We start from the raw sequence: 18,133 nt of genomic DNA, 5'->3' as shown, positions 1-18,133 counted from the left end.
CACCCTCGATGAAGCGCGTTCTCGCCGTACTGGCGACCGCGGTCGCCGCCACGCTCACGATGACGGCCTGCGGGGGTTCGTCCGACCCGCTGGCCAGCCAGCCGACCAGCAGCGGCGCCGCCTCGGGCACCCCCGCGCCCGCTGGCGCCATCACCATCGGCTCGGCGAACTTCCCGGAGAGCTCGCTGCTGGCCGAGATCTACGCCAGCGCCCTGGAGGCCAAGGGCGTCAAGGTGACCAAGAAGCTGGGCATTGGCAGCCGCGAGGCCTACTACCCGGGCCTGCAGGACGGGTCGATCGACCTGATCCCCGAGTACACCGGCAGCCTGCTCACCCACGTCGACAAGAAGGCCGAGGCGACCGCGCCGGACGAGGTCTACGCCGCGCTGCAGAAGGCGCTGCCGGAGACGCTCACCGTGCTGGAGAAGTCCGCCGCCGAGGACAAGGACGCGGTGGTGGTCACCAAGGAGACCGCGACCAAGCTCAACCTCAAGTCGATCGAGGACCTGGCCAAGACCGGCCCGGTCACCGTCGGCGGTCCGCCGGAGTTCCAGAAGCGGGTCGACGGCCTGCCGGGGCTCGCGGAGCTCTACAAGCTGGAGGTCAAGGAGTACAAGTCGCTCGACGCGGGCGGCCCGCTGACCGTCGAGGCGCTCAAGTCCGGTGTCGTGCAGGCGGCCGACCTGTTCACCACCGACCCGGCGATCACGGCCAACGACTTCGTGGTGCTCGACGACCCGAAGAACAACTTCGCCGCGCAGAACGTGGTGCCGCTGATCAACAAGAGCAAGGCAGACGACACGGTCAAGCAGGTGCTCAACGCGATCTCGGCGAAGCTGACCACCGAGATCCTGATCGAGCTCAACACCAAGCTCAGCGCGCCGGACAAGCCGGACGCGGCCAAGGTCGCCAAGGAGTGGCTGGCCTCGGTCGGCATCTGATCGGGTGCTCGCGGCGCGGCCGGGTCCGCCCCCATGATGGGGGGATGACGGACCCGGTCGCGCTGCGCGCGAAGATGTACGGCGAGGACGACCTGAGCTCGATCCCCGTGTTCGGGGGCGGGTTCATCAACTTCGGGTACTGGCGGGACATCCCGCTGACCGGCGAGCTCACCGAAGCGGACCGGGTGCGCAGCCAACTCGACCTCTACCGGCAGGTCTACGCGGGCGTCGGGCCCGGTGACCGGGTCGTCGAGGTGGGCCCCGGACTCGGTGTCGGCGCCACCTGGGCCCTGGAGCTGGAACCGGCGTCGATCACCGGTGTGGACCTGAACCCGGCGCAGGTGCAGCGGGCCCGTTCCCGGGCTCCCCAAGACGACCGGCTCACCTTCGTGCTCGGCGCCGCGAACGACCTCCCCCTCCCGGACTCCAGCGCGGACGTCGTGCTGTCACTGGAAGCCGCGCAACACATGGACGACCTGCGCGGCTTCGCCGACTCCGCCCACCGGGTCCTGCGCCCCGGCGGCAGCTTCGTCGTCTCCACGTTCCTCGTGCCGGATCCCTCGACGGTGGGGCAGGTGTCCGAGCGGCTCGAAACGTTCGCCTCGGGGGTCGATCGCGAGCACCCGTTGCCGTTCTTCCTCGATGATGTGGCCGCTGCGGGCTTCAGCGAGGTGACCGCGGTGTCGATCGGCGAGCACGTGTGGCCGGGACTGGACCACTGGATAGCCCAACTCGGCTACCCCGAAGACACCTGGCCGCGGCGCTGGTTGACCTGCTACCGCGATGGCCTGCTGGACTACTACGTGGTCACCGCGACGGCGTGATCACCGCGGTGGTGTGCCGGTGTTGGCCGGGGGTTTCACCGGGTTCGCCGCGCCGAGCACGATTCCCCAGCGGTCGCCGTCCCTGGACACCGTGATCCGGTCGGTGACCGGTTGCCCCGCCCTCGTCGCGGTGATGGTGGCGACCGCGACGTCCGGGAACTCGCCGCGCCGCCAGGTGATCCGCACGTCGGACACCGGCCCGCCGAACGCCTCGACCCGCCGCTGGGCCTCGGTCGGGTCGTCGGAGCCGCGCACCGCCAGTGCGCGGACGCGCTCAACCTCGCCCGAGCCGAGTGCGGCGAGGTAGTCGGTGACCACCTCGTCCTGCGCGGCGACCGGATCGGGCTCGTCGGCCTGGCACCCGCTGACAGCCAGGAACAGCGCCAGGACAGCGGCGCCGAGGGCGAATCGCATCGGGGGTCCTTCCCGCGCTGGGGGCGCTCCACCGTGGTCGAGCGCCCCCGGCGTCTCGGTGGTTACGTGCGGTGGGTGTAGTAGGTGGCGCCGGTGTACTGGTAGTAGATGTCCCAGAACGGGCGGTCCAGGTGGTCGGACGTGTGGTAGGTGAGGAACAGGTTGTCCGAGGTCCGGCCGGTCACCAGCATCGTGTGGTCGAGGATCTCGCCGGTGCCCTGGAAGTCCATCTGCAGGACGTCGGTGACCAGCAGGTCGTTGATGTACTGGACGTGCGCCGTCCGGCCGCTGTTGCGGGCGAACCAGTACCAGTTCTCCGCGCCCGCCCAGGGGTAGCTCTGGTTGAGCCAGTTGTACCACCAGGCGTCGTTGCTCTGGTACCACCCCGGCACGTGCGTCCAGCCGCCCGCCGCCATGATCTGCGAGATGAAGTTGGTGCAGTCGTTGGGGAACGCCCGGTAGTCGTTGTCGTTGTAGTGGTCCCAGTACTGGCGGGCGTAGTTCTCCATGCAGGAGTAGCAGTAGCTCGCCGCCGCGGTGACGCTGTCGCGCTTGGCGGCGGGTGCCGCGCTCGAGCGCTCGCTGACCTCGGCAGGCACCGGACGCGTGCCGGGCGCGGCGTCGTGCTGCTCGACGACGGCCGTGCCGGTGCGGGCGACGTCCGGTCGTTCGGTGATGGGTGCCAACGTGTTCGCCGCCGCGTCGAGCTTCTGCTCGTCGAGCCGCCAGCGGTCGGTGCGCTGGAAGGTCCCCACGCGGTCGACCGCGTACGAGGTCGCCGGGTTCTGCGCGCCGCGCGCTGGCGCGAGGGTGGTGACCTCGTGCAGGTGCAGTGTCGCGGTGTTCGCCTTGATGTCCGACTTGGCGACGGTCAGGTCGACCTTCGCCGAGCCGTAGCGGACCCCGTGCTTGGCGAGGTTGTCCCGCGCGCCGGACACCCAGGCGTCCACCGAGGTCGCCCGGTCGGCCATGCGGTCGGTGAGCGCGGCCGGTCTCGCCACGCCGCCGTCCACCAGCGTGGTCGCCCTGCCCTGCAGGTAGTCCCTGGCGATCGTGGTCAGGTGCGCCTCGGTGGCGCCGGTGTCGGCCGATGCGGTGGCCGCGACCCCGGTGAACGCGAGCGCGGTGATCGACAGCAGCGCGGCGGTTCTTCGGCACTTGCTGGTCATCGTGTTCCTCCCAGTTCCGGCGCGGTCGGGTCCGGCCGGATGACGCCCACGCTACGAACCCGGTCTGGAACTGATCTGCAACACCGCCGGTCGTCCGTTGTGGACATCCATCGGGGTTGCGCCGCGGCTGGTGATCAGCACGAGGTGGCGGCCGCCGCCGGGGTGCAGGTCGACCGCGGTCCGCTCGTCCCGCACGTCGTCGAGCACCACGACCATGGCGCGGGTGGCGCACAACCGCCGGTAGAGCTCGTGTCGATCGTCTACATCTGTTGGCGGATCGGCCGCGCCAAGTGCGCGCAGCAGTTGCCCGAGTACCTCGGCGACGGGTGTGTCGCCCACCGCGGCGAACAGGTGACCGTCGGGGTAGGAACCCTTGAGCAGGTGGGCGATGTGCACGGCGAGAGCGGATTTGCCCGCGCCGGGTGGTCCGGTCACCACGATCGTCGCCCGCGCGCCGCCCGCGGCGACCCGGGTCGCGGTGTGCACTTCCCGGTCCCGGCCGAGGAACCCGGGGATGTCGGGCGGGAGCTGCCGCGGCCGGGCGGGACCGGTGAGGATGGCCTGGTGCGATTCCCGCAACCGCCTGCCGGGGTCCACGCCGAGCGTGCCGCGCACCAGGGCCCGTCCGTGCTGGTAGGCGGCCAACGCCTCGGCCGTGCGGCCGTCGCGGTGCAGCGCGGTCATCAGCAGGGCGCGGGGCTCCTCGCGCAACGGGTGTTCGTCGGTGCACCTGGTCAGCCGGGCCACCGCTTCGCTGAGCCGCCCGGTGGCGAGGTCCCCGCGGCTGAGCCCGAGCTCGGCGGCGAACCGGTCCTCCGCGAGCCCCGCGGCCAGTTCCCGAGCGAAACCCGCGTCCACCCCGTCGAACGCCTCGCCCCGCCACCGGCCCAGGGCGGTGGCGTAGCGCGCCCGCGCGGCCTCGGTGGCTCCGTCGCGCTCGGCGGCGCGGGCGGAGCTGAGGTCGGCCAGGAAGAGGTCGAGGTCGACGGCGATCCGGTCGGGGGCGAGCAGGTACCCGTTCGCGGTGGTGACCAGGGCGTCGCGCAGCCCCAACGGCCGCAACCCCCGGCGCACGGCGGCGACGTAGGAGTGCACCAGCCCGACCGCGGAGTCCGGCGCGTCCCCGTCCCACACCAACTCCACCAGCCGAGCGGCCGTCACGGCCCGGCCCGGCCGGGTGGCCAGCGCGGCCAGCACGGTCCTCGGCTTCGCCCCACCGAGCACGGCGTCATCCCCGTTCACCACGACCCGTACCGGCCCGAGCAGTTGCACGGTCATGTCGACTCCCCCAAGACGGCACTGTCGTGGATAGCACGACGGGGGCGGCAGATCGGGCAAAACGGGATGAAAGGGGCTACTTCCTGCCGGAGTGGGTGTACCGACGGTCGGTCGAACCACTAGCCCGCGGGCGGGGTGCCGCCGATCCGGTTGGTCAGGTCGGCCGCTGCGGCTCGGGTTTCTTCGGCCAGGTCAGGCCAGGTTTGGCCGCATTCGATCGCGCACTCGTGGCGGAAGGTGCTGCTGATCGCGGCGATCGGGCGGCCGCCGTGGTCGAAGACGGCGGCGGCCACGGATGCTGAGCCGGGGGTTACGTATCCGTCTTCGACGGCCCAGCCCCGGCGGCGTTCGGCGGTCAGGAGGCCGCGCAGGGCGGGCAGGTGGGTGGGGCCACGGCCGGTTCGGTCGACGAAGCTGGTTCGGGTGGGGAACAGGGCCCTGACCTGGGCCGGTGGCAGGTGGGCCAGCATCGCGCGGCCGGAGGCGGGCAGGTGGGCCGGGAGGCGGACGCCGACATCGGTGACGACGGTGTGGGGGTGGGGCGGTTGTTCGCGCAGCAGGTAGAGCGCCTCGCGACCGTGCAGGACGCCCAGGTGGGCGGTGTGGCCGGTGCGGTGGATCAACCGGGCCAGGACCGGGCGGGCGAGGCGTTCGAGGGGGTCGTGGCGCAGGTAGGCGGAGCCGAGTTCGAAGGCGCCGACGCCGAGGGCGTAGCGGCGGTCTTCCGGCAGGTGGGTGACGAAACCGGCGTCGACCAGTTCGGCGAGCAGGTGGTAGACCGTTGACCGGGGCAGGCCGAGCTCCCTGGCGATGGCCGCCGCGGCGACCGGTCCCGCCTTGCCCGCCAGCAGGCGCAGCACCGCCAGCCCGCGGCGGAGGGCGGGAACGTCGCTGCTGGCGCCCATGGCCACCCACTTTACGGGGGCGGTTCAACAGATCCCGGTCCGCGCGCGTTGATGGGTCGAGAGGGGGACTGCCGTGACCTTCGACGAGTTCCTGGCGCAGCGCCTCGACGGGTTGTTGCGCTACGCCACCACGCTCACCTGCGACCCGCACCAGGCGCAGGACATCGTGCAGGAGGTTGTGTTGCGGGCCCAGCAGCGCTGGTCGCGGATCGGGAAGATCGAGCGGCCCGCGGCGTACGTGACGCGGATGGTCACCAACGAGTTCCTGTCCTGGCGGCGGCGTTGTCGCGAATTGGTGCTCCCGCCGAGCACGATGGACTCCCTCGGCGCGGTGCAGGCGGACCCCACCAGCCGGGTGGACGACCGGGCGGTGCTGCTGGGCGGGATCGCCCGGTTGCCGCGCAAGCAGCGGGCCGCGGTGGTGCTGCGCTACTACCTCAACCGCACCGACGAGCAGATCGCCGAGGAGTTGGGGTGCTCGACCGGGACGGTCCGCAGCCACATCTCCCGCGCGGTGGCGGCGCTGCGGGTGGACCTGGCGGCCGTCGAGCGGGTGCGGGAGACGCTGTGAGGACCGACGAGTTCGAGAACCTGCTGCGCGAGGCCTTGGAGCACCAGGCAGCGCAGGCGCCCAACGGGGTCCGGGTGCTGACCAGGCGGCCCCGCAAGCGGTGGTGGCTGCCGGTCGGGATCACCGTCGCGGCGGCGCTGGTGGCGGTCGCGCTGCTGCCGACCGGGGACGTGCGGCCGACGGTCGAGCCCGCCGCGACGGTCGCGGTCAGCGTCACCGCGGAGCCGCAGCGGCTGACCTGGGAGCCGACGTGGATGCCGTCGAACATGGTCGAGCGGGAGCGGTCGGCGGCCACCAACGGCGGTTGGGCGGCGTCGACCTGGTCGACCGCGTCGGTCAACACCTCCCAGAAGATCGTCTTCATGGTGAACCGGCTCGCACCGGGGGAGCCGACCGGGCCGGACGGGTTCCGCGAGCGGATCCAGGTGACCGGCTACGACGGCCAGTGGCACGACAACGGCGACAACATCCACATGCTCGTGTGGTGGGTCGGGTCCAGCAGGCTCACCTTGACCTCTTACGCCGTCTCGCCCGCTAGGCCCGTCTTGCTCCGGGTGGCCGAGTCGCTGAGGTATATCCCAGAGCAGCCGTTGAGGGTGTCACTGTCATCGCCGGAGCTGCCTAGTACCGCGGAAAGCAAGGTCGGCATCACCGGTAAGAGCTCCGACAAGCCGACTATGTACGCCGAGTCGGTGCTCGGCGGCGAAGGCACGGTTCGAATAGAGGTCCGAAGCGACGAGCCCGACTACCCCAGCATCGCGGTACCTCTGCGCGGCGGCGAAGGCAGGTGGTACCGGGACGAGTCGCCTAGAGACAACGAGCCGAGCGAGGTGCTGTCGTTCGACTTGGGCGGGCGGTGGCTGGTGGTCCTGTTCCAGCCTTACGACCACACGGCGGCCGGTGAGCACCTCGAGGAACTCACACGCCTGGCCGAGTCGGTATCCGTGGGACCCACCCCGTCCACGCCATGGCTCGGCAAGGCGCCGTAGGCCAACTCCACATTCACCCCTGTCCGGGAGTTGTATGGGCGAAAGGGGGTGGGCCGGTGTTGATCAGCTTCGAGCATTACGTACGCGACAACGCTCGTGACCTACTGCGCTACGCGACCGCTCTTACGTGCGACCCGCATCCGGCGCAAGACATCGTGCAGAGCGTGCTGCTAAGAGCCGGACAGAGGTGGGCCGGGATCGAGCAGTTGACCTCACCTGCGGCCTACGTGCACAGGATGGTCACTAATGAGTTTCTGTCGTGGCGTAGGCGCGCTGTCCGGACGGTGTCGCTTCCGCACGGCGTGATCGATGGGGTGGTCCCGCCATCGGAGGATGAGACCGACTCGGTCGATCAGCGTCAACTGGTGTTCCAGGGCATCGCCCGGCTGCCGCGCAAGCAGCGCGCAGCGGTGGTGCTGCGGTACTACGCCAACAAGTCCTTTGCCGAGATCGCCGGTGAGCTTGGCTGCTCCGAGGCGACCGCGCGCAGCCACATCTCCCGGGCCCTCGCCGCGCTGCGCAGCGACCTCCCGACACGCGCGAAGGAGGCGCTGTGAAGACCGACGAGCTGGAGACCCTGATCCGCGAGGCACTCGGTGACCACGCCGATCGTGCCACCGGACCCGCCGACACCATCGCCGCGGTGCTGAGCCCGCGCCAACGCCGACCGGTCATCGCCTATGCGGCGGCCGCGGTCGTAGTGCTGGTCCTGCTGGTCGCCGCGCCGTTCTTGATGCGTGACGCCGATCCCGATGGCACCGGGCTGGTGCCCCCGGGCAGGCTGATGGTCGCGCCGAAAGCCGTGGAGATCCCGGTGCGAATCGGCCCGACCTGGCTGCCCGACGGCATCACCGAGCAGGAGCGCGTCGCCTTGGTCGACGGCCGCGGCGTGACCCGCAGTTGGTGGTCCGACAACCCGCAGGTCAACGGGCACAACGTCAACATCAGCGTGTACGACCAGACCGTGCCGTCAGGCTTGTGGCTGTTCGGGTGCGACACCGCGACCGAGCCGGTCGACATCAGTGGCAAGTACGGGAGGATCCGGCGTCCCGCCGTCGACGACCAGACCACGTGCCTGCGGTTCACCTACGACCCGGGCACCATCGTGGTCGTCTTCCTGGCCGGGGCGAACAACGATGTGGACACCCTGCTGCGGATCGGGCGGTCGATCCAGCCGGTGACCACGCCGCCGCTGGTGGTCGCGGGCACGTTCGACGAACTGCCCCCGGTCTTGGGCCCGACCATCACCGGTGTGGGCCGGGAGGTGGACGGGGTGGGGGCCCGGCTGCTCGCACTGCCCGCGGCGGGCTGGGACAAGTACCTGCAGGTCGACTGGACCACCCGCCGACCCGAGAGCGCCTCGTTCGGCAAGCCGAGGACCGTGCGCGGTAGGCCCGCCCTGTACTTCGCGAAGGGTGAGCGCGACTACGTGAAGGGCGCGGAGCTCTGGGTCGACTTCGGCGACCACTGGCTGAAGGTCCAATACCTCGACGAGCGCGACAAGCAGGTCGACTACGAGCAGTGGCTGATCAAGGTCGCCGAGACGGTGGCCATCGGGCTGCCGCGCAACGACTGGCTCGGCGGCAGGTACTGAGTCTGGGGTACCAGACACTGTCACCCGATCCCGGGTCGTGCCGAGGCCGGGATCGCGCTGTGATGGCCACATGGAACCTGTTGCCCTCGACGGCGGTCCGCTGACCACCGAGAACGTGGTCGCGGTCGCCCGCGGCGGCGCCACCGTGGTGCTCACCCCTGGAGCCCTCGACGGCGTCGCCGCGACCAGGGCGCACATCGAGAAGCTCGCCGACGCCACGGAGCCGACCTACGGCGTGTCCACCGGGTTCGGCGCGCTCGCGGTCCGGCACATCCCGGTCGAGCGCCGCGCCGCGCTGCAGCGGTCGCTGATCCGCTCGCACGCCGCGGGGGCCGGTGCCGAGGTGGAACCGGAGGTGGTCCGGGCGCTGATGCTGCTGCGGCTGCGCACCCTGGCGACCGGCCGTACCGGTGTCCGGCAGTCCACTGTGGAGACCCTGGCGGCGGTGCTCAACGCGGGCATCCTCCCGGTGGTGCACGAGCACGGGTCGCTCGGCTGCTCCGGTGACCTCGCCCCGCTCTCGGCGGTCGCGCTGGCGCTGATGGGGGAGGGCCAGGTCCACTACCGCGGTGAGCTGGTCGCGGCGATCGACGCGCTGGCCGACGCGGGCATCGAGCCGGTGGAGCTGGTCGAGAAGGAGGGCCTGGCGCTGATCAACGGCACCGACGGCATGCTCGGCCAGTTGGCGCTCGCGATCACCGACCTGCGTGCCCTGCTCGACGTCGCCGACCTCACCGCGGCGATGAGCGTGGAGGCGCTGCTGGGCACCGACCGGGTGTTCGCCGCGGACCTGCAGGCGCTGCGCCCGCACCCGGGTCAGGCCGCGTCGGCCGCCCGCATCGCCGCCTTCCTGGCCGACTCGCCGATCGTGGCCAGCCACCGCGGCCCCGACTGCACCAGGGTCCAGGACGCCTACTCGCTGCGCTGCGCACCCCAGGTGCACGGCGCCGCCCGCGACACCGTCACCCACGCCGAGACCGTCGCCGCCCGCGAGCTGTCGGCCGCCGTGGACAACCCGGTCGTGCTGCCCGACGGCCGGGTCGAGTCGAACGGCAACTTCCACGGCGCCCCGGTCGCCTACGTGCTGGACTTCCTGGCCATCCCGGTCGCCGACGTGGCCAGCATGGCCGAGCGCCGCACCGACCGGATGCTCGACGTGGCCCGCTCCCACGGCCTGCCGCCCTTCCTGGCCCACGACCCCGGCGTCGACTCCGGCCACATGATCGCCCAGTACACCCAGGCCGCCGTCGTGGCCGACCTCAAGCGCCTCGCCTCCCCCGCCTCCGTCGACTCCATCCCGTCGTCGGCGATGCAGGAAGACCACGTGTCCCTGGGCTGGTCAGCCGCCCGCAAACTACGCAAAGCCGTCGAAGGCCTGACCACAGTCCTGGCAGTGGAATACCTGACGGCTGCTCGCGCCCTCGACTTCCGCGCTCCCCTCACGCCCGGCCCGGCCACGGCTGCCGCGGTAGCGGTGCTGCGCGAGCACGTGCCCGGCCCTGGGCCGGACCGTCACTTGGCGCCGGAGATCGCGGCCGCGGAGGAGCTGATCCGCTCAGGTGCGTTGTTGGCCGCCGTTGAGGGGAGGGGCGTGTGATCGCCCTCCTTCCCGCCACTAGCTCAATCCGTTCCGGCGTCCTGGTGGGCGTCGTTGAGAGGAGGACCGTGTGACCACCCCCGGACCCCGGCCCGTGCGCGCTGCCCGCGGCACCGCGCTGACCGCGCGGAACTGGCAGACCGAGGCCGCGTTGCGGATGTTCCACAACAACCTCGACGCCGAGGTGGCGGAGCGGCCGGATGACCTGGTGGTCTACGGCGGTACCGGCAAGGCGGCGCGCAACTGGGCCAGTTTCGAGGCGATCTCGCGGGAGCTGACCACCCTCGCCGAGGACGAGACGCTGTTGGTGCAGTCGGGCAAGCCGGTCGGGGTGATGCGGACCCACGAGTGGGCGCCGCGGGTGTTGATCGCGAACTCCAACCTGGTCGGTGACTGGGCCACCTGGCCGGAGTTCCGCCGCCTGGAGGCCGCTGGGCTCACGATGTACGGGCAGATGACCGCGGGGTCGTGGATCTACATCGGCACCCAGGGCATCCTCCAGGGCACCTACGAGACCTTCGCCGCCGTCGCCGCCAAGCGCTTCGGCGGGACCCTGCGCGGCACGCTCACCGTGACCGCGGGGCTCGGCGGCATGGGCGGCGCGCAACCGCTTGCGGTGACGATGAACGGCGGCGCTGCCCTGGTCATCGAGGTCGACCCGGATCGTGCGCGGCGCCGGGTCGAGACCCGGTACCTCGACGAGCTCGCGCTGGACCTCGACGACGCGGTGGCGCGGGTCGAGCGGGCCAAGCGCGAGGGCGAGGCCGTGTCGGTCGGGGTGATCGGCAACGCGGCCGAGGTGCTGCCGGAGTTGCTGCGCCGCGGGGTCGAGGTCGACATCGTGACCGACCAGACCTCCGCGCACGACCCGCTGGCGTACCTGCCGCGCGGGGTCGACCTCGCCGATTGGGGCGACTACGCGGCGAAGAAGCCAGACGAGTTCACCGACCGCTCCCGCGACTCGATGGCTGAGCACGTGGAGGCCATGGTCGGGTTCCTCGACGCGGGCGCCGAGGTGTTCGACTACGGCAACTCCATCCGCGGCGAGGCGAAGCTGGGCGGGTACGACCGGGCGTTCGACTTCCCCGGTTTCGTCCCCGCCTACATCCGGCCGCTGTTCTGCGAGGGCAAGGGCCCGTTCCGCTGGGCGGCGCTCTCCGGTGACCCGGCCGACATCGCCGCGACCGACCGGGCGATCCTGGACCTGTTCCCGGAGAACGAATCCCTCGCCAGGTGGATCCGGCTGGCGGGCGAACGCGTTGCCTTCCAAGGGCTTCCGGCGCGCATCTGCTGGCTCGGCTACGGCGAGCGGCACCTGGCGGGCGTGCGGTTCAACGAGATGGTCGCCTCCGGTGAGCTGTCCGCGCCGGTCGTGATCGGCCGCGACCACCTCGACTGCGGCTCGGTCGCCTCCCCGTACCGCGAGACCGAGGCGATGGCCGACGGGTCCGACGCGATCGCCGACTGGCCGCTGCTCAACGCGCTGGTCAACACCGCGTCCGGCGCCAGTTGGGTGTCCATCCACCACGGCGGCGGGGTCGGCATCGGCCGGTCCATCCACGCGGGCCAGGTCACGGTGGCCGACGGGACGCCGCTGGCGGGCCAGAAGATCGAGCGGGTGCTCACCAACGACCCGGCGATGGGCGTGATCCGGCACGTCGACGCCGGGTACGACCGGGCGGACGAGGTCGCCGCCGAGCGCGGGGTCGCCGTCCCGATGGCCCGGTCGTGACCGGCCTCGCCGACATCGCGGGGGTCGGCGCCGACCCCCGCCGCGGCGGCTACTCCCGGCACGGGTTCGACCGGGTGGAGCTGGAGTTGCGGTCCTGGTTCACCGAGGAGGCGACCCGGCGCGGGCTCGACGTCGAGTGCGACCGCAACGGGAACCTGTGGGCGTGGTGGGGTCCGCCGGGGGACGGGGCCGTGGTGACCGGCAGCCACCTCGACTCGGTGCCCGGCGGTGGCGCGTTCGACGGGCCGCTCGGCGTGGTGTCGGCACTTGAGGCCGTGGACGTCCTGCGGGCCAAGGGTTTCGTCCCGGCGAAGCCGCTCGCGGTCGTCGTGTTCGCGGAAGAGGAAGGCGGCCGGTTCGGGGTTGCCTGCCTCGGGTCCCGGTTGCTGACCGGAGCCATCGCCCCTGAAGCCGCACTGCGACTGTCCGATTCGGACGGTGTGACCGTGGCCGAGGCGATGACCTCGGCCGGGCTCGACCCGGCGCGGGTCGGGCCGGATCCCGCTGCGTTGCGCCGGATCGGGGTGTTCGTCGAGCTGCACGTGGAGCAGGGGCGCGGGCTGATCGACCTGGGTGCCGCGGTCGGCGTGGCGAGTTCGATCCTGGCGCACGGGCGGTGGCGGTTCAGCGTCCGCGGCGAGGGCAACCACGCGGGGGCGACGCTGATGGTCGACCGGCGCGACCCGATGATCGCCGCCGCTCGGGTGGTGCTCGCCGCGCGCCAGGCCGCGACGGCTGGAGCGCGTGCCACAGTGGGCAAGCTGGTCCCGAACCCGGGTGGTACCAACGTGATCCCGTCGAGCGTGGACCTGTGGCTCGACGCCAGGGCTGAGGACGACGCGCGCACTCGGGCGGTGGTCGAGGAGATCAGCGCCGCGGCCTCCGCGGCTGCGGCTGAAGAGGGCTGCTCGGTCACAGTGACCGAAGAGTCCTATGGGGACACAGTCGTGTTCGATTCCGCCTTGCGGGACTCGGTTTCCGGCGTCCTCGGCGGGGTGCCCGCGTTGCCGACAGGAGCGGGGCACGACGCCGGGATCCTCGCGGGCCACGTGCCGACCGCGATGCTCTTCGTGCGCAACCCCACCGGTGTGAGCCACGCGCCGGAGGAGCACGCCGAGCCGGACGACTGCGCCGCGGGCGTCGTGGCGTTGGCGGCGGTGCTGGAGGAGTTGGCCAGGTGACCGCCTACTGGTGCGCTTCGGCCTGGCTGCCGGACGGGGTGGCGTCGGGTGTGCTGGTCGAGGTATCCGACGGCGTGTTCACCTCGGTGTCCCTTGTGGACTCGCCTGGCGACGTCGAAGTGCTGCCCGGGGTTGTTTTCCCGGGGTTCGCCAACGCGCATTCCCACGCCTTCCACCGGGCCCTGCGCGGTCGCACCCACGGCGGTGGCGGCACGTTCTGGACCTGGCGCGACCGCATGTACGACCTGGCCGACCGCCTCGACCCGGACTCCTACTACTTGCTCGCCCGAGCCGCGTACGCCGAGATGGCGCTGTCCGGCATCACCTGTGTCGGCGAGTTCCACTACCTGCACCACGCACCGGGCGGCGTCCGCTACAACGACCCCAACGCCATGGGGGACGCGCTGATCCAGGCGGCGCGCGACGCCGGTGTTCGGATCACACTGCTGGACGCGTGCTACCTCGCAGGCGGCATCGGCGAGCCGGTTTCCGCGCAGCAGCAACGCTTCTCCGACGGCGACGTGCTCGCCTGGGCGGCCCGGGTGGCGGACCTGAAGCCCTCCGCGCACGCCAGGATCGGTGCCGCGATCCACTCGGTCCGCGCCGTGCCGAGAGACGCGTTGCCGGTGGTCGCGGGGTTCGACGGACCGGTCCACGTACACCTGTCAGAGCAGCCCGCCGAGAACACCGCTTGCCTTGCCGCATACGGGTTGACGCCCACCCAGCTCCTGGCGGAAGCCGGTGCCCTCGGCCCGCGGTTGACCGCCGTGCACGCGACTCACCTGACCCCGGAAGACATCCGCTTGCTCGGCGAATCCGGCACTGGCGCGTGCTTCTGCCCGACAACGGAAGCCGATCTCGCGGACGGCATCGGCCCCGCGCGGGAACTCGCCGACGCCGGGTCGCCGCTGTCGCTGGGCAGTGATCAGCACGCGGTGGTGGACATGCTCCTCGAAGCGCGCGCGCTGGAGCACGGTGAACGCCTGCGGACCGGTCAGCGCGGCAGGTTCACCCCCGAGGAGCTGGTCCGGGCGATGACGGCGCACGCGAGCCTGGGGTGGCCGGAGGCCGGTCGGATCGAGGTGGGCGCGCCCGCCGATCTGGTGGCTGTGCGGCTGGACAGTGTGCGGACTGCGGGATCGTTGCCAGAGCAGGCTGTCCTGGCAGCTACTGCGTCCGATGTGGACACTGTGGTGGTGGGTGGCCGAGTGGTGGTCCGCTCGGGTGAGCACGTGTTGGGCGATGTGGGTCGACTGCTGGCGGAGGTGCTCCGGTGAGCGTTCTGGTGACCAACCTTGGTGAACTGACCACCAACGACCCCGAACTGGGCACGCTGACCGACGCGGCCCTGATCCTCGACGGCGACCATGTGGCGTGGGTTGGCCACTCCCGCAAGGTGCCCCCGACGGACACGAGGGTCGATGCCGGTGGGCGGGCCGGGTTGCCGGGGTGGGTCGACAGCCACACGCACCTGGTGTTCGCCGGTGATCGCACGGCCGAGTTCGGCGCGCGGATGGCCGGGAAGCCTTACACCGCAGGCGGTATCGCGGTCACGGTTGAGGCGACCCGCGCGGCGGACGATGATCAGCTGCGGGCCGGGCTGCGCGCGCACATCGCCGAAGCCCAGGCGCAGGGGACGACGTGCATCGAGACCAAGACGGGGTACGGGCTGACCGTGGAGGACGAGGTCCGCTCCGCCCGCATCGCCGCCGAACTCGTCGACGAGGTGACCTACCTGGGTGCGCACCTGGTCCCGCCGGGCGCCGACGCCGACGAGTACGTCGCCCTCGCCTCCGGTGAGATGCTCGACGAGGTCGCGCCTTACGTGCGCTGGGCGGACGTCTTCTGCGAGACCGGCGCGTTCGACGAAGCCCAATCCCGGCAGGTACTCCGCGCCGCCGCCGCCCGCGGCTTGGGCCTGCGCGTCCACGGCAACCAGCTCGGGCCTGGCCCCGGTGTCCGCATTGCCGTGGAACTCAACGCCGCCAGCGTTGACCACTGCACCCACCTGACAGAGTCCGATGTGGACGCACTGGCGGGCTCGAACACCGTCGCCACCCTGCTGCCCGCCTGCGACCTGTCCACCCGCCAGCCGCTACCCCCCGCCCGCCGCCTCCTCGACGCGGGCGCCACGATCGCCCTGGCCACCAACTGCAACCCCGGCTCGTCCTACACCTCGTCCATGGCGTTCTGCGTGGCCACGGCGGTGCTGCAGATGCACCTGTCGGTCCCCGAAGCCATCCGCGCCGCCACCCTCGGCGGCGCCCAAGCCCTCCGCCGCACCGACGTCGGCACCCTCCGCCCCGGCGCCCGAGCCGACCTGCACCTCCTGGACGCCCCCTCCGCCACCCACCTCGCCTACCGCCCCGGCGTCCCCCTCACCTGGGCGGTCTGGCACTCAGGCTCTCCGGTGCGTCTGCCGCCAGAATGATCGTCTCCGTCCGTTCCCGCCGCCCCTCCCGCCACAGGTCCGACAGCGTCGCCGCGGCCGCCAGCTGGAACAGCACCTGCCTGTCGGCCGGGGGCACCTCCCTGACCAGCGCGAGCGCCGTCAGCCGGACCCTGGTGAGGTCGTTGCCCGCCAGCACGTCGGTGGCGATCCACTTGGCCACGGTGGTGCTGAGGTCGTCGTGCGCCACCGAGGCCCACGTCCCGTACATCGTCTCCACCGCGTTGAGCCGCGACCGCAGGTCGGCCAGGTCGCCGATCGGCTCCGGCTGCCACTCGGCGAGCGGGACCTGGGCGGTGAACGCCTGGCGCAGCCACTTGGTGAACTGCTGCGGCGGGTGGTAGATCGACTCCTCGAGCGTGTCGCCGAACGCGCTACCCAGCCGTGCCGACCACCCGTCGGTCCACCGGTGGAACCAGCCCTCGAGCACCACGAACCAGTTCCCGGTGCTCGTTTCCCCGCCCGCTTCCTCGCTCAGGCGCGCCAGGTGCTCGGAGAGCACGCTCGCGGCGAAGTCGAACCGGCTGAGCAGTGCGACCAGCCGCTGCGGGGTGAAGTCGTCGCGCGTCGCCCGGATCAGCTCAGGGCGCGACACCACGTGCGGGTGCTCACCGGTGGTCCAGATCCGCGGCGCGCCCGGCTCCGGCACCCCCGCCCACACCACCAGCGGACGCACGCTGGGCAGCACCCCCGGGTCCTCCAACTCCCGCCGCTCGGCCAGCCGGAACCGGTGGGACAGCCCCGTCTCGGTGAGCCAGCGGGCGAACCGCGCCGCGGCGGTGCGCGACATCCCGCGAGCCGGGTCGTCACCCCAGCCCGCGATGCCGCTCGAGTCGTCGAACAGGCGGTAGAGGCTGGCGGGCACCGGCGCGCGCCACACCTGGGCCCCGCTCGCGACACGCACCGCCGACCGGTCGTGGCGCACGAGCATCGCCCGCAGGACCTTCTCCCGCAGGCCCTCGTCCACCACCGCCGAACGCAGGATGTCGTCGAGTTGGGTGCGCAACTCCTCGTCGAGTTCGGTGCCCTCGGACACGCAGTCCAGCGCGAGTCCCAGCGCGGTCGCGGTGCCGGAGGCCAAGCAGGCGGTGATCACGAGGTCGGCGTCCGAACCGGCCACGTACAGCAGCGTCGTCTCCCGCCACCAGTCCTCGTCCACCCGGTAGCACAGCTCGTCCACCAGGGTCTTCTTCTCCCTGATGTGGGCCGCGGCGAGGAACTCCTGGAAGGTCAGGTGGGCGAAGGCGAACTGCTCGCGCTCCCACTCGACGAGCAGACCGTCGGACACGATCTGCCGCAGGTGCTCCTCGGCGTCCACCGGCGTGCTCAACCGGCGCAGCACCCGCTCGAACTCGGCCACCAGGACGTCGTGGCCGAGCTGGCGAACGCCCTTGGTCATCATCAGGTACGCCAACGGGCGCAGCAGCACCATCTTGTGCCTGCTGTTGCCGGGGATGTCGAGCTTCTTGGCCTCTTGACGGTGCCACAGCATCACTTCGCAGATCTCTTTGTAGAGGTCCGCCCGCGATCCCGGCAGCGCACCGCGGAACTGGTGCACGGTGGCGATCATCGTCAGCAGCAGCGGGTTGACCGTCAGCTCGGACAGCGCGGGCGCGTCGTCGAGCCGCACGAGCAGGTCCTCGGCCTCCTCGGGGGTCGCGCTGCCGGTGGTGGCCCGGTACCAGCCGCGGATGAAGTCGCGCACCTGCGTCGAGGTGAAGGGACGGACCTGCAACGCGGTCGCCCCCTCGACGGGCGCGTCGAGGAAGCCGCGGGGCCGCGAGGTGAGCACGAAGTCGTTGTTCGGGAACGCCGTGATCTGCAGCTCCACCCACTTGGACACCGAGCGCCGGTCCTCGACCCTGGCCACCTCGTCGAGCCCGTCGAGCATCACCACGCACCGCCCCGTGCGCAGCTTGCGCGCGACCCACCCGTGCTCGTCGACCAGGTTCTGCTTGGCCAGCTTCGCGGTGAGCACCTCGACCAGGCCCGACTCGGCCAGGATCTCCGGGAGGTGGTCGCGCAGGAACAGCAGGATCGGCGTCCCGTCGTCGCGGGTGTCCCGGGCGGTCTTGCGCAGCAGCGTCGTCTTGCCGCTGCCGGGGCCACCCAGTACGGCCACCACCCGGGGGACCGGCCCGCCGAGGAAGTCGTCGAGCCGGAAGCGGTTCCCACCGTCGGTGGACATGCCCGCCAGCACGTCGGTGTCCACCTGGTGCGGGGCTCGGTGCACCAGGCCCACGTCCACGTAGACCTGGTCCAGCTCCAGGCTGGAGTGGCCCAGGGTCTGCAGCCCCTTGAGGTCGACGTAGCGCAGCCCGCGGCGGACGTGGTCGCGGTAGGCCTGCTCGAACAGCTCGAAGGGATCCGGCTCGGGGGCGATCGGCGACTCGGGGATCTTCTGGCGGTCGAAGGGTCTGAAGTACACCAACGCGGCCGCGGCGACCACGGAGGCCAAGCCGATGATCAGCGCCCCTAACTCCACGCGC

The 18,133-nt window shown here is 71.6% G+C and carries 16 protein-coding genes; 11 read left to right on the top strand and 5 right to left on the bottom strand.

Annotated elements, in window-relative coordinates; genetic code table 11:
* The first annotated feature begins 8 nt into the window (after positions 1-8).
* Both JOD54_RS01225 and JOD54_RS01220 read left to right on the top strand, forming a co-directional pair.
* Positions 9-941, top strand: coding sequence for an ABC transporter substrate-binding protein (locus JOD54_RS01225; RefSeq protein ID WP_204448777.1), 933 nt, complete (start codon positions 9-11; stop codon positions 939-941).
* A gap of 44 nt (positions 942-985) precedes the next feature.
* Positions 986-1,765: a class I SAM-dependent methyltransferase gene (locus JOD54_RS01220; protein WP_204448776.1), complete on the top strand. Its 780-nt coding sequence runs from the start codon at positions 986-988 to the stop codon at positions 1,763-1,765.
* Here JOD54_RS01220 and JOD54_RS01215 read toward each other — a convergent pair whose 3' ends face one another.
* The 4 genes from JOD54_RS01215 to JOD54_RS01200 form a co-directional block, all read right to left on the bottom strand.
* Positions 1,766-2,179: a hypothetical protein gene (locus JOD54_RS01215; RefSeq protein ID WP_204448775.1), complete on the bottom strand. Its 414-nt coding sequence runs from the start codon at positions 2,177-2,179 to the stop codon at positions 1,766-1,768.
* A 62-nt stretch (positions 2,180-2,241) separates the two neighbouring features.
* Positions 2,242-3,348, bottom strand: a complete 1,107-nt coding sequence (locus tag JOD54_RS01210; protein WP_204448774.1) for an amidase domain-containing protein — start codon at positions 3,346-3,348, stop codon at positions 2,242-2,244.
* A gap of 51 nt (positions 3,349-3,399) precedes the next feature.
* A complete protein-coding gene (locus tag JOD54_RS01205; RefSeq protein WP_204448773.1) occupies positions 3,400-4,626 on the bottom strand; it encodes an AfsR/SARP family transcriptional regulator in 1,227 nt (408 codons plus the stop codon).
* A gap of 119 nt (positions 4,627-4,745) precedes the next feature.
* Positions 4,746-5,531, bottom strand: a complete 786-nt coding sequence (locus tag JOD54_RS01200) for an IclR family transcriptional regulator (protein WP_204448772.1) — start codon at positions 5,529-5,531, stop codon at positions 4,746-4,748.
* A 73-nt stretch (positions 5,532-5,604) separates the two neighbouring features.
* Between JOD54_RS01200 and JOD54_RS01195 the strand changes: the two genes are divergently transcribed.
* The 9 genes from JOD54_RS01195 to hutI all read left to right on the top strand — a co-directional run bounded on the left by JOD54_RS01195 (position 5,605) and on the right by hutI (position 15,626).
* Positions 5,605-6,102, top strand: a complete 498-nt coding sequence (locus JOD54_RS01195; RefSeq protein ID WP_204448771.1) for a SigE family RNA polymerase sigma factor — start codon at positions 5,605-5,607, stop codon at positions 6,100-6,102.
* Positions 6,099-7,091, top strand: coding sequence for a hypothetical protein (locus JOD54_RS01190; RefSeq protein ID WP_204448770.1), 993 nt, complete (start codon positions 6,099-6,101; stop codon positions 7,089-7,091). Before JOD54_RS01195 ends, JOD54_RS01190 begins: the two co-directional genes overlap by 4 nt.
* 56 nt (positions 7,092-7,147) lie before the next feature.
* Positions 7,148-7,648: a SigE family RNA polymerase sigma factor gene (locus tag JOD54_RS01185; RefSeq protein WP_307859774.1), complete on the top strand. Its 501-nt coding sequence runs from the start codon at positions 7,148-7,150 to the stop codon at positions 7,646-7,648.
* Complete coding sequence (locus JOD54_RS01180) at positions 7,645-8,685, top strand: hypothetical protein (protein WP_204448768.1); 1,041 nt, start codon at positions 7,645-7,647, stop codon at positions 8,683-8,685. Before JOD54_RS01185 ends, JOD54_RS01180 begins: the two co-directional genes overlap by 4 nt.
* A gap of 70 nt (positions 8,686-8,755) precedes the next feature.
* Complete coding sequence (gene hutH / locus JOD54_RS01175; RefSeq protein ID WP_204448767.1) at positions 8,756-10,282, top strand: histidine ammonia-lyase; 1,527 nt, start codon at positions 8,756-8,758, stop codon at positions 10,280-10,282.
* A gap of 70 nt (positions 10,283-10,352) precedes the next feature.
* Positions 10,353-12,014 carry a urocanate hydratase gene (hutU, locus tag JOD54_RS01170; protein WP_307859773.1) on the top strand — a complete coding sequence of 554 codons (1,662 nt, stop codon included), beginning with the start codon at positions 10,353-10,355 and terminating at the stop codon, positions 12,012-12,014.
* Positions 12,011-13,195 carry an allantoate amidohydrolase gene (locus JOD54_RS01165; protein ID WP_204448766.1) on the top strand — a complete coding sequence of 395 codons (1,185 nt, stop codon included), beginning with the start codon at positions 12,011-12,013 and terminating at the stop codon, positions 13,193-13,195. The genes hutU and JOD54_RS01165 overlap by 4 nt, the downstream gene beginning before the upstream one ends.
* The gene (locus tag JOD54_RS01160; RefSeq protein ID WP_204448765.1) at positions 13,192-14,472 is read left to right on the top strand and encodes a formimidoylglutamate deiminase; all 1,281 of its coding nucleotides are present in this window, start codon (positions 13,192-13,194) and stop codon (positions 14,470-14,472) included. Before JOD54_RS01165 ends, JOD54_RS01160 begins: the two co-directional genes overlap by 4 nt.
* A complete protein-coding gene (hutI, locus tag JOD54_RS01155) occupies positions 14,469-15,626 on the top strand; it encodes an imidazolonepropionase (protein ID WP_204448764.1) in 1,158 nt (385 codons plus the stop codon). Before JOD54_RS01160 ends, hutI begins: the two co-directional genes overlap by 4 nt.
* Here hutI and JOD54_RS01150 read toward each other — a convergent pair.
* Positions 15,574-18,129 (bottom strand): NACHT domain-containing protein, encoded by a 2,556-nt coding sequence (locus tag JOD54_RS01150; protein ID WP_204448763.1) that lies wholly within the window; start codon positions 18,127-18,129, stop codon positions 15,574-15,576. The two genes, hutI and JOD54_RS01150, sit on opposite strands and share 53 nt — an antisense overlap.
* Between the last annotated feature and the right edge of the window lie 4 nt (positions 18,130-18,133).

This window comes from Actinokineospora baliensis (assembly GCF_016907695.1).
Lineage (GTDB): Bacteria > Actinomycetota > Actinomycetes > Mycobacteriales > Pseudonocardiaceae > Actinokineospora > Actinokineospora baliensis.
The sequence above is the reverse complement of the archived record's forward strand: the minus strand, read 5'-3'. Positions and strand labels throughout refer to the sequence as shown.